Source organism: Salinicola halimionae, assembly GCF_003206065.1.
Taxonomy (GTDB): Bacteria; Pseudomonadota; Gammaproteobacteria; order Pseudomonadales; family Halomonadaceae; genus Salinicola; species Salinicola halimionae.
Genome location: NZ_PZJQ01000004.1, coordinates 1,510,647 through 1,524,191, shown reverse-complemented (window position 1 = coordinate 1,524,191; position 13,545 = coordinate 1,510,647). Strand labels below are relative to the sequence as shown.

Annotated in this window: 13 protein-coding genes; 9 read left to right on the top strand and 4 right to left on the bottom strand. The window is 60.6% G+C overall.

The window, feature by feature from the left end:
• Positions 1–38: 38 nt before the first annotated feature.
• Positions 39–2,438, top strand: a complete 2,400-nt coding sequence (locus DOM27_RS12675; protein ID WP_223162327.1) for a DNA polymerase II — start codon at positions 39–41, stop codon at positions 2,436–2,438.
• Positions 2,439–2,485: 47 nt separating this feature from the next.
• Here DOM27_RS12675 and thiI read toward each other — a convergent pair whose 3' ends face one another.
• A complete protein-coding gene (thiI, locus tag DOM27_RS12670; protein WP_245392700.1) occupies positions 2,486–4,015 on the bottom strand; it encodes a tRNA uracil 4-sulfurtransferase ThiI in 1,530 nt (509 codons plus the stop codon).
• Between the two features lie 130 nt (positions 4,016–4,145).
• On the opposite strand from thiI, the gene DOM27_RS12665 reads away from it, so the two are divergent.
• From DOM27_RS12665 to dcd, 6 genes are all read left to right on the top strand, one after another.
• Positions 4,146–4,415, top strand: coding sequence for a hypothetical protein (locus DOM27_RS12665; RefSeq protein ID WP_110656312.1), 270 nt, complete (start codon positions 4,146–4,148; stop codon positions 4,413–4,415).
• Positions 4,416–4,656: 241 nt separating this feature from the next.
• The gene (locus tag DOM27_RS12660) at positions 4,657–5,385 is read left to right on the top strand and encodes a glutathione S-transferase (protein ID WP_110656311.1); all 729 of its coding nucleotides are present in this window, start codon (positions 4,657–4,659) and stop codon (positions 5,383–5,385) included.
• 125 nt (positions 5,386–5,510) lie between these two features.
• Positions 5,511–6,026, top strand: a complete 516-nt coding sequence (luxS, locus tag DOM27_RS12655) for an S-ribosylhomocysteine lyase (RefSeq protein WP_110656310.1) — start codon at positions 5,511–5,513, stop codon at positions 6,024–6,026.
• Between the two features lie 149 nt (positions 6,027–6,175).
• A complete protein-coding gene (locus DOM27_RS12650; protein WP_110656309.1) occupies positions 6,176–6,637 on the top strand; it encodes a tellurite resistance TerB family protein in 462 nt (153 codons plus the stop codon).
• A gap of 107 nt (positions 6,638–6,744) precedes the next feature.
• Positions 6,745–7,545, top strand: a complete 801-nt coding sequence (gene apbC / locus DOM27_RS12645; protein ID WP_188113725.1) for an iron-sulfur cluster carrier protein ApbC — start codon at positions 6,745–6,747, stop codon at positions 7,543–7,545.
• 223 nt (positions 7,546–7,768) lie between these two features.
• Positions 7,769–8,335, top strand: a complete 567-nt coding sequence (gene dcd / locus DOM27_RS12640) for a dCTP deaminase (protein ID WP_110656307.1) — start codon at positions 7,769–7,771, stop codon at positions 8,333–8,335.
• A 137-nt stretch (positions 8,336–8,472) separates the two neighbouring features.
• Here the strand turns inward: dcd and DOM27_RS12635 are convergent, their stop codons facing one another.
• From DOM27_RS12635 to purM, 3 genes are all read right to left on the bottom strand, one after another.
• Positions 8,473–9,561, bottom strand: a complete 1,089-nt coding sequence (locus DOM27_RS12635) for an aldo/keto reductase (protein WP_110656306.1) — start codon at positions 9,559–9,561, stop codon at positions 8,473–8,475.
• 184 nt (positions 9,562–9,745) lie between these two features.
• The gene (gene purN / locus DOM27_RS12630; RefSeq protein ID WP_110656305.1) at positions 9,746–10,498 is read right to left on the bottom strand and encodes a phosphoribosylglycinamide formyltransferase; all 753 of its coding nucleotides are present in this window, start codon (positions 10,496–10,498) and stop codon (positions 9,746–9,748) included.
• A complete protein-coding gene (gene purM, locus DOM27_RS12625) occupies positions 10,495–11,589 on the bottom strand; it encodes a phosphoribosylformylglycinamidine cyclo-ligase (protein ID WP_110656304.1) in 1,095 nt (364 codons plus the stop codon). Before purM ends, purN begins: the two co-directional genes overlap by 4 nt.
• Before the next feature lie 105 nt (positions 11,590–11,694).
• Here purM and DOM27_RS12620 point away from each other — a divergent pair, with 105 nt between their 5' ends.
• Positions 11,695–12,792, top strand: coding sequence for an AI-2E family transporter (locus tag DOM27_RS12620; RefSeq protein ID WP_110656303.1), 1,098 nt, complete (start codon positions 11,695–11,697; stop codon positions 12,790–12,792).
• Positions 12,789–13,490 carry a DnaA regulatory inactivator Hda gene (hda, locus tag DOM27_RS12615; RefSeq protein ID WP_110656302.1) on the top strand — a complete coding sequence of 234 codons (702 nt, stop codon included), beginning with the start codon at positions 12,789–12,791 and terminating at the stop codon, positions 13,488–13,490. The genes DOM27_RS12620 and hda overlap by 4 nt, the downstream gene beginning before the upstream one ends.
• Positions 13,491–13,545: the final 55 nt, after the last annotated feature.

Genomic DNA, 13,545 nt, shown 5'->3' with positions numbered 1-13,545 from the left:
GAGCGGGATGAGTGTCGACTACCGTGCCAGAGAATTTCGTGGAACAGACTTCTGTGGAACAGCAGGGCTTCATCTTGACCCGTCAATGGCAGGACACGCCGGCGGGAACCGACGTTTCGCTGTGGATCGCGACTGACGATGGACCGCGCCTGGTTCACCTGCCACCGCAGACCTCGGTGGCTTTCGTTCCGGTCGATCAGCGTGCGGCCCTCGAGCGCCTGATTCGACACGAGCGCGACGTCGAACTGCGCCAGCTCGAGCTGAAGGACTTCGATCATCGTCCGATGTTGGGTCTTTACTGCCGCCATCACCGTCAGTTGCTGAATCTGGAACGTCGTCTGGGTGAGGCCGGTATCGAACTCTTCGAAGCCGATATACGCCCGCCGGATCGGTATCTGATGGAGCGCTTCATTACCGCTCCAGTCATCGTCAGTGGCCGAGAGGCGGAAGACGGCATCATCATCGATGCTCAGTTAAGAGCGGCACCGGATTATCGTCCAGCGCTCAAGCTCTGCTCGCTGGATATCGAAACCAGCGAGCACGGCGAACTCTACTCGATAGGCCTGCACGGCTGCGGCCAGCGGATCGTCTATATGCTGGGCCCACCGGCGGGCGAGGGCGGCACGGCGGATCGCGAGAGCGATTTCGAGCTCGTCTATTGCGACTCGCGGGCCGATCTTCTGCACGCACTCAACGCCTGGGTCGCGCACTTCGATCCAGATGCGATCATCGGCTGGAGCGTGGTCCAGTTCGACTTACGCCAGTTGCAGCGTCACGCCGAACGCTTGAACGTGCCGCTGAGTCTTGGGCGAGGTGGCGCGCCCATGGAGTGGCGCGCTCAAGGCCGTGGTGCCAGCACATCTTCCAACCACCATTTCGTCACCATCCCCGGGCGTTTGGCGATCGATGGGATCGAAGCGCTGCGCTCCGCCACCTGGAGCTTTCCGTCATTCAGCCTGGAGAACGTCTCGCAGACCCTGCTCGGTGAAGGCAAGGCGATCGATAATCCTTACCAGCGCATGGCGGACATCAATCGTATGTTCGCCGAGGACAAACCCGCACTCGCCCGCTACAACCTCAAGGATTGCGAGCTGGTCACACGGATCTTCGAGCACACCGGGATCATGGACTTTCTGCTGGAACGGGCGAGCGTCACCGGGCTCTCGGCGGATCGTAGCGGCGGTTCGGTGGCGGCGTTCTCGCATCTCTATCTGCCGCGTATGCACCGTCTGGGGTTCGTCGCCCCGACACTGGGTGCCCGCGACGGCGAGGACAGTCCCGGTGGCTATGTGATGGACTCCCGTCCAGGTCTGTACGATTCGGTATTAGTGCTCGATTTCAAGAGTCTATACCCCTCGATCATCCGTTCGTTTCTGATCGATCCGGTCGGCCTGGCGGAAGGCCTGAGAACGCCGGACGATGTGGATTCGGTACCCGGATTTCTGGGCGCAAGATTCTCGCGCACCACGCATGCGCTGCCAGCGATCGTCGAACGGGTGTGGAAAGGGCGCGAAGCGGCCAAGCGGGAGGGCAATGCGCCGCTGGCCCAAGCGCTCAAGATCATCATGAACGCGTTCTACGGCGTGCTCGGCTCGCGCGGCTGCCGCTTCTTCGACCCGCGACTAGCGTCGTCGATCACCATGCGCGGCCACGAGATCATGCATCGCACGCGCGAGTTGATCGAGGGAGAAGGTTATACCGTTATCTATGGTGATACCGACTCCACATTCGTGTGGTTGGGCAGGGCGCATGGTGCAGAGGAAGCGAACGAAATCGGTCAGCGGCTGGTGGCGCTCGTCAATGCCTGGTGGCGCCAGCAGCTGCGAGGGACCTTCGATCTGGAAAGTGCGCTGGAACTACAGTTCGAGACGCACTTTACTCGTTTTCTGATGCCGACCATCCGCGGTACGGAAGAGGGCAGCAAGAAGCGTTACGCGGGAGTGGTGCGTGAGGCCGATGGCAGTGAAAGGTTGGTGTTCAAGGGGCTGGAATCCGTGCGTGGCGATTGGTCGCCGTTGGCTAAGACCTTCCAGCGCGAGCTCTACCGCCGGATTTTCGCTGGCGAGCCTTATCGCGACTATGTCTGCGAGATGGTTCGGCAGACGCTGGCGGGCGTGCATGACGACGATCTGGTCTATCGCAAGCGATTGCGGCGCAAGCTCGATGACTACCAGCGCAACGTGCCGCCTCATGTCCGCGCTGCGCGGCTGGCAGATGAGTTCAATCGCCAGATGAAACGCCCGCTGCAATATCAGAACGGCGGCTGGATTCGCTACGTGATCACCGTCGCCGGCCCCGAGCCGCTCGAGAATCGGCGCTCGACGATCGACTACGAGCATTACGTCAGCCGACAGCTGGCGCCCGTCGCCGACGGTATTCTGCCATTCATGGGAGATGATTTCGCGAGACTGACCGATCAGCAGCTGGGCCTGTTTTAAGCGCCTGTCCGTCAGCGCTTTCGGGCAGCTGTGCCGCCTGTGCTGTGCTAGTCGGGCGTGTAGACGCCGAAGTTGGCGTAGCCTCGATCCTTCAGATGGAGCGCCTGCATCTGACTCATGGTGCCCTGGGCGCAGTAGAGCAGATAGTGCCAGTCGTCGGGCAGGATTGTGGCGCGTTCGGTCAGCTCGAAATAGGGAATGGCCAAGGGCTCTTCACCGCTCGCTAGCGTCAGCGGATTGGCGGCTCGCTCGTCGGGATGGCGAATGTCGATTACCCTGACGCGATCTTGGCTTGGCGGACTCGACAACGCGGCGCGCTCTGCGGCATCACTACCACCCGCTGTCTCCCTTGCCAGCAGTTGATCGCTGCGCATGATACTCGCGCGCTTTATTGCCGCGTCCAGTACGCTTTCGTCGAACTCGGCCTCGGCTTCCTGCACCCGTGAGGGCTTGGGACGCGTACTGGGTTTGCGCGATATCGTTCCGCACACTTCCGGAAGGCCTTCGGCCAGATCCGCGGTACCGATGCGGCGAGCCTGCTCGATGATCGTCTGCTTGTCGCTGGCGATCAGTGGCCTCAAAATCGGGCGCTCGCTGGCAGCGTCGATCAGGCTCAGGTTGGTCAGGCTCTGACTGGACACCTGGGCCAGGGCGTCGCCCGTAATCAGCGCCGGCAGGCGGCGATGTCGTGCGATCCGGTTAGCGACGCGAATCATCATTCGCTTGAGGACGACCCCGGCCAGGCCTGCAGGCACGGTGCGCTGAATGGCATTCATGACACCGACGAACGGCACGCTGATGAAGTCGACGCGGTGGGAGGCGCCGTATCCCTGCCATAGGCGATCCACGATCTGACGCACCACCTGCTCCTGATCCGGCCCGCCGAGATCGAAGTAGAGAAAATGCGTCTTGAGGCCGCGGCGCATCATTTGCCATGCCGCCACCGGGGAGTCGTAGCCGCCGGAGATCAGCGCCAGTGCCTGGCCCTGGGTGCCCAGTGGATACCCTCCCAGCCCGTCCAAACGTTGGGTTATCAGTGTGAGCTGAGCGTCATGTAGCTCGAGGCGAACATCACACTCCGGTTGCTTGAGATCGACGCTTGCCGAGGGCACGGCCTCGAGAAGCGCGCTACCCAGGAAGCGCTCAAGGGTCTCCGAGCGAAACGTGTGTTGCCCCCGGCGCTTGACGCTGACGCGAAATCGGCGATTCGGCAACGCATCCCGCCACAGCGGAATCAGCCTGGCGGCGGTCTCCTCGAAAGAGAGCCATTCGTGAGTCTCGACGAGCTGGATTTCGTCAATACCCGGAATCCGTTGAAGCCGACATTCAAAGGCGGTCTTCGCGGCGTCGTCGAGCGGTCGACGCGGGCGGATCTCCAAGGCGTCCCACCGGTCACGAACCCGCACGCCAGGTGCGACGGAAGCCAGCGTATTGCGAATGTTGGTGCGCAGATATCTGACCATCTCCCGACGCACCGAGCGGGATTTGACGATCATTTCCGGGAACAGCTTGACGCGGTAACGCATAGAGAGGGAGTGGGTCGGCTCAAGGGCGGCGTAGGGTAACAATCCCGGCAAGCGACCGCCAATTGACAGCCCCGATTCGGGGGTGCTATTAAGCCGCTGCCGGCAATCGTGCCGGCGTTGCGCCAGAGCATCCGACCACCTCCGTGAGCGGTGTCAGGCGCTCTTCGAGGACTCATTCACGATGGCATTGCGCCGTATGCTGATGGCGTCTGGTTTGGTCGTAGCGATGGCGGGCTGCGCTTCCAACACCTTTGCGCCCAATTATCAGTCGAACAATACCGATATCCTGCGGATTGGCGGCGAGCGTCCCGATGCCGCCGCGCCCGCGGTGGAGGACCTGGGTTCGTTCTGCGTCCAGACCACACAGCAGTGGACCGATCAAGGCAGAACGCCGGACGATCAGCGGCTATGGGTGAAGAGCACGCTGCGCCAGGCCGTGGCGTGTCGGTAGGCCCTCATCGGTGACGAGCTTCTGACGCAGTGTTGATCGAGCCGAACCGGCCATTGCCGGTTTGGCTTTTTTCGCACTTTTTCGGCCGATCTGACGTTCGCAAACACGGCACCGGCTGATCGCAGGCCGACTCGTCGCCATCGCCGGCGGAGCTGCTACGCTGAGACGGGCATCAATCATCGAAACGAGCATCAAACAGGGTATCTCCAGGAAGAGTCTCATTAACCCTAGGGAGAGAGCGATGCAATATGAACTTTACTACTGGCCAGGCATTCCCGGACGCGGCGAATTCATCCGCCTGGCGCTAGAAGATGCCGGTGTCGAGTACGTTGATATCGGCAAGATCTCCGGGAACAAGGGCGGCGGGGCAGGCGCGGTCAGCGAATTTTTGCATGGTGGTGAAATCGGACGCCCGCACTTTGCGCCGCCAATGCTCAAGGCTGGCGATATCGTCGTATCTCATGTGGCCAACATTCTGCAGTTTCTGGGGCCGCGGCTGAACCTGGTGCCCGATGATGACGCTAGCCGCTACTGGGCCAACGGCTTGCAATTGACGCTTACCGACTTCGTGTCTGAAGTCCACGATACGCACCATCCCATCGGTTCATCGCTTTACTACGAAGATCAACGTGAAGAGGCGGCACGACGATCTGGCGTGTTCGTACAGGAGCGACTGCCCAAGTTCCTCCATTACTTCGAGCGCGTTCTGTCAACCAATGCCGGCAACGAGCCATTTCTCGTCGGCGACAGGCATAGCTACGTGGATCTGTCGTTGTTTCAGGTCGTCACTGGCCTCCGTTACGCCTTTCCCCGCGCCATGCAACGTCTGGAGCCGGAAGTGCCTGAAGTGGCGGCATTGGCCGACCGGGTCAGTCAGCGCGGTCGGCTCGCGGCCTACCTGACGTCGGATCGACGACTCGACTTTAATGAAGGCGGGATATTCCGGCACTATCCGGAACTTGACACCTGACAGCACCATGGTGAGTGCGCGATAAGGCCCACGAACCCCTGAATTTACCGCTTAGCGTGCTAAGATGGACACAAGCAGCGTGCTAAAGTGGGCTTACAGCCGGATACGTCAACAAGGAGGCAAGCATGCCATTACTCGATAGCTTCATGGTCGATCACACCAAGATGAATGCACCTGCGGTGCGTGTCGCCAAGCAGATGAAAACGCCGGCCGGTGACAACATAACCGTCTACGACCTGCGTTTTTGCATCCCCAACGAAGAGATTCTGTCCGAGCGCGGCATTCACACGCTCGAGCACCTGTTCGCCGGATTCATGCGTCAGCATCTCAACGGTGACGGTATCGAGATCATTGACATCTCGCCGATGGGTTGTCGTACCGGGTTCTACATGAGCCTGATCGGTCAGGTCGACGAACAGACCGTGGGTACTGCCTGGAAAGCGGCCATGGAAGACGTGCTTGGACTCACGGATCAGAAGTCGATCCCCGAGCTGAACGTCTACCAGTGCGGTACGGCCGAGATGCACTCGCTCGACGAAGCGCAGCAGATCGCTCGCAATGTCACCACGCGCGGGATCGGCGTCAACTCCAACAGCGAACTCAAGCTGACGCCGGAGTTCCTCGCCGCCCACGGCGCGTGATGCTCGGCCCATTCAGCCGGCGCTAGAGACTGGTCGCTCATCGAACCCGCAACCTCGGTTGCGGGTTTTCCGTTCTGGTGAACCTTTAGGGCATTCGGTGTCGAAACGTAACCCGTTCTATTGCCGTTTATCGCAGGGGGACTTATCCAATGCTCGATACCGTTCAACAATTTTTCCAACGTGTTCTGGCCGTGCCGGAATCGAATGACCCCGACGCCGTCACGCCACAGCTGGCGGTGGCGGCGTTGTTCAGTGAGGTGCTGCGCGCCGATTACGAGGTGGACCCTCAGGAACTGGCCACGCTGCGGCGAATTCTGATGTCTCATTTCTCGCTGGACGAGGCGGCCGCGGAGGAGTTGATTCAAGAGGCGCAGCAGCAGGTCGAGCAGGCGGTGGATCACTTCCAGTATGTTTCGCTGCTCAATGAACGTTACGACTACGATCAGCGAGTCGAGCTGATCGCTGCCATGTGGCGGCTGGCCTACGCCGATCACGAGCTCGCGGCGCTCGAGGAGCACCGCATTCGCCGTCTGGCCGATCTGCTATATGTGACTCATAGCGACTTCATCCGGACCAAACTGGTCGCGCAGGATGAGCTCAAGCGTCTCTGAGTGCCGCGGGTGTTTTTCATTTCCGACTGCCTTGCTAGGGTATTGGCGGCATGGCTCGTTATACTGACGGCTAGTCAGGTTTTGAACGTCGCAAGGAGTGATTCGTGATCGAGGGCATCAAACATATCGTCGCTGTCGCATCCGGCAAGGGTGGCGTAGGCAAGTCCACCGTCACCGCCAACCTGGCGCTGGCGATGGCGGCGGAAGGTTACCGCGTGGGCCTTCTCGACGCCGATATCTACGGTCCGAGTCAGGCGCGAATGCTGGGCCTGGCGGAGAACACACGGCCCGAAGTGATCGACGAGAAAAGCATGAAGCCGGTAATGGCGCACGGCATTCAGGCGATGTCGATGGCGTTCATGGTCGATATCAATCAGCCAATGGTGTGGCGTGGGCCGATGGTCTCCGGCGCTTTCCAGCAGTTACTCAACCAGACGCTGTGGGACGATCTCGATTTCCTGTTCATCGATATGCCGCCGGGCACCGGTGATATTCAGCTGACGCTGGCGCAGAAAGTGCCGGTCGACGGTGCGGTGATCGTCACGACGCCACAGGACATCGCATTGCTGGATGCACGCAAGGGCATCGAGATGTTTCGCAAGGTCAACGTGCCGGTGCTCGGTGTAGTTGAGAACATGAGCCTGCACATCTGCTCGAACTGCGGCCATAGCGAGCCGATCTTCGGCGCTGGAGGCGGTGAGCGCATCGCCGAGCAATACGATACGCAACTGTTGGGCCAGCTGCCCTTGCAGCTGTCGATACGTGAACAGGCCGACGGCGGCAAGCCTAGCGTCATCGCCGAGCCGGAAGGTGAGGTTGCCGCGACGTTTCGGGCCATGGCGCGGAACGTCGCCAGTGGTGTTGCCGAGCAGGATGCCGCGGGCCCTTCGATTTCATTCAGCGACTGACCTCGCCGGCGATCGCTCTCGTACGATAGGTCGGTCGGAACTGGCACGGGTAAGGCTCACTCGCCGTATCCTGGGCAGTGGTTCCTTTCCGGGGGCGTCGTTTCTTTTTTCTTTTCTTTAATGAAATCGGGCCGCTATCATGTCGCCCCAATCAGTTACTTCAGTTAAATCGGCCGATTCGTGACGTCACGATGACGGCAGTTTCTGTCTCAAGGACGCCTGCATGAGCATTAAATCCGACAAGTGGATTCGCCGGATGGCGGAGAACGAGGGCATGATCGAGCCGTTCGAGGCCGATCAGGTCCGCCACGTGAACAATCAGCGTGTGATCTCCTACGGTACATCCAGCTACGGATACGACGTGCGCTGTGCCGATGAGTTCAAGGTGTTCACCAATATCCATTCGGCGATTGTCGATCCCAAGGCGTTCGACGAGAAAAGCTTCGTCGATATCAAGGGCGATGCCTGCGTGATCCCGCCCAACTCGTTTGCCCTGGCGCGAACGGTGGAATATTTCCGCATTCCGCGCAGCGTACTGACGATCTGTCTGGGCAAGTCGACCTACGCGCGCTGCGGTATCATCGTCAACGTGACGCCGCTGGAGCCGGAATGGGAAGGCCACGTGACACTGGAGTTTTCCAACACGACCAATCTGCCGGCGCGTATCTACGCCAACGAAGGCGTCGCGCAGATGCTGTTTCTTGAGTCCGACGAGGTCTGTGACGTCTCCTACAAGGACCGCGGTGGCAAGTACATGGGCCAGCGCGGCGTAACGCTACCGCGCACCTGAAAGAACTACCTGCGTGACAATACTGCGTCAAAAACGGCCTTAAAATGCTCATTTACAAGCTCGTAAACTGCGCTTTTTCGGCCGTTTTTTCCTTGTCTTGCCTGCCTCGCTTACGTCCTTCGGTAGTTAGTTGATTATCATGAGGCCGAGCGGTCATCGTTACGGTTCCTGATGGTCTCGCCGAAGCCATCCAGAAACGGCTTTTCCGCCGGGTCGAGGCGGTCCATGCCGGACACGACGCGATGCCAGTAGGGATAGAGCGGTGCTGGCCGGGTCAGTTTCTCGAGGCGCTGGTGTTCCTCTTCGCTCAGTTCCAGGTCGGCGGCAGCCAGATTGTCGTGCAGGTGCTCCTCGGTGCGGGCTCCGACGATCAGCGAGGTGACCCCAGGCCGATCCTTCAACCAGGCCAGGCATACGCGCGGAATGGAACAGTCGTGGGCCTCGCCAATGGCGGCCAGTGCCTCGATGATGTCGTAGGCACGTTGCATATCGTGCACGTAGGGTTCCGGCCAGCCGTTGCCTTGACGGGTGTTCGGCGGGGTCTTCTGGCCCCGGCGCACCTTGCCCGTGAGGAAACCTTCGCCTAGCGGCCCCCAGATCAGCGAGCCAACATTCTGATCGATCGCCAGCGGCATCAGTTCGTACTCCGCCTCGCGAGATTCTGGCGTGTAGTAAATCTGCTGACTGATCGGCTTGATCATGTTGTGCGTCTCGGCCTTGCCGAGCGTCTTCATCATCTGCCAGCCGGTGTAATTTGACGTGCCCCAATAGCGCACCTTGCCGCTGGTCACCAGGTGATGCATGGATTCCAACGTTTCCTCGATAGGGGTGACGCCATCCCAGTTATGCAACTGGTAAAGATCTATATGATCGGTGCCCAGGCGCTTGAGACTGGCTTCGACGGCACGAATCAGATGATAACGCGAGGCGCCGGTAGCGTTGGGGTCGTCACCCAGCGGGCTTCGGCCCTTGGTGGCAAGAAGGATGTCGTTGCGTTTATTGCCCAGCGCCTTGCCGGTGATCTCCTCGGCCAGGCCGAGGGAGTAGAGATCGGCGGTATCAACCAGGTTGACGCCGGCTTCGTAAGCGATGTCAAGCAGCTTCTTAGCACCTTTGACGTCGACACTGGCGGCTTTTTCGAAGCCGTTGGCTCCTCCGAAGGGCACCGTGCCTAGAGTCAGCGTCGATACCATCAGTCCTGAATTGCCTAGCGGACGATAATCCATATCGCTTGTCCTCCTTGCTTAGTGAACAGTTGCCGACCGAAATCATTCGCCCGACGATGGGTAGGCGATTGCGTGATTTCAGTCTGGCAAAGATTACGGTCAGGGCAAGCGGAGGACTAGCGCCGGATCGACATCGACGGCCCTTGGCAGGGCCGTACGGGTCGCTGGCTCGACGATCTTTAGGTCAATCGTCGAGGTCTTCGTCCAGCTCTTCAGCGGCGTCGGCATGGGACATGCGTAGACCCGTTGCAGGCAGTGGCATGTTGTCCAGCGTCACCTGGCCATCGGGTGACAATTTGACGCGGCCTTCGAGGAACCAGCGCACGGCGATCGGATAAATCAGATGCTCGCGAGCATGGACCTTGTCGATCAATTCATCGATATCCTGATTTGGCTCGACGTTGACCACCGCCTGAATGACCACCGGTCCGCCGTCGAGTTCTTCGGTGACGAAGTGAACGCTGACGCCATGTTCCGAGACGTTGTCGGCCAGGGCACGTCGATGCGTGTCCAGGCCCTGGTAGGCGGGAAGCAGCGACGGGTGGACGTTGAGCATGCGACCTCGGTAATGGTCGACGAAGGCCGGCGTCAGGATGCGCATGAAACCGGCGAGCACCAGCAGGTCGGGTTCGTGGCGGTCGATGACTCTGATCAGTGCAGCATCGAAGGCCTCCCGTGAATCGTACTCACGATGCGGCAACGCGACCGCATCGACTCCGGCGTCCTTGGCTCGCTTGAGCCCGTAGGCATCGGCCTTGTTGGAAACCACGGCCACGATCTCTCCGCCGCCCAACTCCTCGTGTTCCTGCGCGTCGAGCAGCGCCTGCAGGTTGCTGCCGTTACCGGATATCAGCACCACCACCCGTGGCTTTTCGGCCGTCGCGGCCTCGAAGTCGTTCAGCGTATCGTGCTGCTGTGAAGGATAGTCATCGCTCATGCCGGGAGATTCTCCAGCTGGACGGATTCTTCATCGCCTTGACGCGTAACGATATCGCCCAGGCGATAGACGGTCTCGCCGGCGGTTTCGAGGTGTGCAATCGCCTGATCGGCCTGGTTGGCAGCGATCACCACCACCATGCCGATGCCGCAGTTGAGCACGCGGTACATCTCGCGCTCATCGACGTTGCCTTGCTGCTGCAGCCAATCGAACACGGCGGGGCGCTGCCAGCTGGTGACGTCGATGCGCGCCGCCAGATTGTCGGGCAGGACGCGGGGTACGTTTTCGAGCAGCCCGCCGCCGGTAATGTGGGAGAGCGCATGGACATCGACGGGGCTGGACTTGATCAGCGACAACAGCGGCTTGACGTAAATGCGCGTTGGCGACATCAGCAGGTCGGACAACGGCTTGCCGCCTAGGGTCTCGTCGAGTTTACCGCCACCAACCTCGAGAATCTTGCGAATCAACGAGTAGCCGTTGGAGTGCGGGCCGGACGAGGCCAGGCCCAGCAGCACGTCGCCTTCAGCGACCTTGCTGCCGTCGAGAATTTCCGATTTCTCGACCACGCCAACGCAAAAGCCCGCCAGGTCGTAGTCGCTTCCTTCGTACATGCCGGGCATCTCGGCGGTCTCGCCGCCGACCAGTGCGCAGCCGGCCTGACTGCAGCCCTCGCCGATGCCGGTCACCACGTCTGCGGCGATATCGACATCCAGTTTGCCGGTGGCGTAGTAGTCGAGAAACTGCAGCGGCTCGGCACCCGCAACGATCAGGTCGTTGACGCACATCGCGACCAGATCGATGCCGATGGTGTCGTGACGCCCCAGGTCCATCGCCAGCCGCAGCTTGGTGCCGACGCCATCGGTGCCGGATACCAGCACCGGCTGACGATAGCCGCTGGGAAGCTCGCACAGTGCCCCGAAACCGCCGAGCCCGCCCATGACTTCCGGTCGCGCGGTACGCTTGGCGACACCCTTGATTCTCTCGACCAGCGCATTGCCGGCGTCGATGTCGACACCCGCGTCACGATAGGTGAGGGAGCGGGGGCTTGGCGAACGGGGCGCGTTCGGGGTATCGGAAGAAGAGCGCGTCATGACAGGACCTTTCTCGCGGAGCCAATGATTAGGGATGATGTTCAGCGGGGCGCATTGTAGCATTGCCTTCATTGAAGGGGGCAGCCGAAGGCCAACGAGAACGCCATGACAAAATTGCAAATCTGGAGCGTGCTGGGTGTGGCATTGGCGGTCTGGCTGATGATTCTGCTGGAGCCCATTCTGATGCCGTTCTTCGTCAGCATGATTCTTGCCTATCTCGGTGATCCGGTAACCGACTGGCTAGAGGCGCGCGGCCTGTCGCGTCGCCTCGCGGTCAGTGTCGTGTTTCTGCTGCTGGGGATCGTCATCGTCGGGGGTATTCTGATCCTGATGCCGATACTGGGACGACAGATCGTGCAACTGATCGAGGCGCTGCCGAGCATGTTCAACTGGATGCAGGTCACGATCCTGCCGGAGCTTCAATCGTTGACGGGGATCGACTTCACCGCAGATTTCGATCAACTGCGTAACGCGTTGATGGCCAACTGGCGCGAAACCGGGTCCTACGCGGGGGCATTCCTGGCTAAGGCGTCCCGCTCGGGGCTCGCTTTTGCGGTGTGGGTGGGTAATCTCGCGCTGATTCCGGTGGTGACTTTCTATCTGCTGCTCGACTGGGACCGAATCAAAGGTTATCTCCGCGACATGCTGCCGCGGCATATCGAACCGCGTGTCACCTCGTTGACGACGGAGTGTGACGAGGTCCTATCGGCGTTCTTGCGTGGGCAGTTGCTGGTGATGCTGAGTCTCGGAGTGATCTACGCGGTCGGTTTGAGCGTGATCGGGCTGCATTTCGGCTTATTGATCGGTGTGATGGCCGGGCTTGCCAGCATCGTGCCGTATCTCGGGGTGATCGTCGGCGTCGTGACGGCTGCGGTAGTGGCATTTTTTCAGTTCGATACCTGGCTACCGCTGATCGGGGTGCTGGTCGTGTTCGGCATCGGTCAGATCGCCGAGAGCACGGTACTCCAACCCCTCCTGCTGGGCGACAAAATCGGTCTGCATCCGGTGGCGGTCATTTTCGCGGTACTCGCCGGTGGGCAGCTATTCGGGTTCACCGGTATTCTGTTGGCATTGCCGGTGGCGGCCGTGATCATGGTGCTGCTGCGCTACGTCTACAATCGCTACCGGGGCAGCCAGCTCTACGACCGCTCGCGAAGCGGCGAGCTTTCCGGGAACCAGAGTCAAGAGGATGGATCAGCATGAGTCCGGGGCCGTCTCAACTGCCACTTGGCATCGGGCTGCGCGATGACGCCACCTTCGCCAACTATCTGCCGGGTAACAACGCGTCGCTCGTGTCGCACCTGACCGGGCAACTGGAGGAGGGGGGCGAGCCGTTTCTCTATCTCTGGGGTGGTGAGGGCGTGGGCTGTAGTCATCTGCTACAGGCGGCTTGTCACAACGCGGATGCGCAAGGCAAGCGCGCGCTTTATCTACCACTGGAAACGCTGGGGCATTTTCCGCCGGATATTCTCGAGGAGCCGGAACGACTGGACCTGCTGGCGATCGACGATCTGCAACTCGTCGTCGGTCGCAAACGTTGGGAGGAAGCACTGTTTCACGGTTTCAATCGGCTGCGTGACGCCGGCAGGCGATTGGTGATCGCCGCTGACCGTTCTCCGCGGCAGCTAGAGGTCAAGCTGCCGGATCTGGCATCTCGCCTGAATTGGGGCATGGTATTCCACGCTCAACCGCTGGACGATACGCAGCGGCTGGCCGCGCTTCAGCTGCGGGCACAAGTCCGCGGTATGGAGCTGCCGCTGGAAGTGGGACGCTACATTCTGCATCGTGGACCGCGCCAGTTGGATCCGCTGTTCGACATTCTTGCCCGGCTCGACAGCGCGTCGTTGTCGGCCAAACGCAGGTTGACCATCCCGTTCGTCAAGCAGGCGCTGGAGTGGTAGGCGCGCGAGCTGTCTTCGCTGTTGGGATCTGGCAGGTCCGGGGCTTGGCCAGTTC

What these genes read in the sequence shown, in the direction of transcription:
- DOM27_RS12665 (WP_110656312.1), top strand. Translation starts at nt 4,146, where the DNA reads ATGGCATTGCGCCGTATGCTGATGGCGTCTGGTTTGGTCGTAGCGATG.
- DOM27_RS12660 (WP_110656311.1), top strand. Translation starts at nt 4,657, where the DNA reads ATGCAATATGAACTTTACTACTGGCCAGGCATTCCCGGACGCGGCGAA.
- luxS (WP_110656310.1), top strand. Translation starts at nt 5,511, where the DNA reads ATGCCATTACTCGATAGCTTCATGGTCGATCACACCAAGATGAATGCA.
- DOM27_RS12650 (WP_110656309.1), top strand. Translation starts at nt 6,176, where the DNA reads ATGCTCGATACCGTTCAACAATTTTTCCAACGTGTTCTGGCCGTGCCG.
- dcd (WP_110656307.1), top strand. Translation starts at nt 7,769, where the DNA reads ATGAGCATTAAATCCGACAAGTGGATTCGCCGGATGGCGGAGAACGAG.
- DOM27_RS12635 (WP_110656306.1), bottom strand. Translation starts at nt 9,561, where the DNA reads ATGGATTATCGTCCGCTAGGCAATTCAGGACTGATGGTATCGACGCTG.
- purN (WP_110656305.1), bottom strand. Translation starts at nt 10,498, where the DNA reads ATGAGCGATGACTATCCTTCACAGCAGCACGATACGCTGAACGACTTC.
- purM (WP_110656304.1), bottom strand. Translation starts at nt 11,589, where the DNA reads ATGACGCGCTCTTCTTCCGATACCCCGAACGCGCCCCGTTCGCCAAGC.
- DOM27_RS12620 (WP_110656303.1), top strand. Translation starts at nt 11,695, where the DNA reads ATGACAAAATTGCAAATCTGGAGCGTGCTGGGTGTGGCATTGGCGGTC.
- hda (WP_110656302.1), top strand. Translation starts at nt 12,789, where the DNA reads ATGAGTCCGGGGCCGTCTCAACTGCCACTTGGCATCGGGCTGCGCGAT.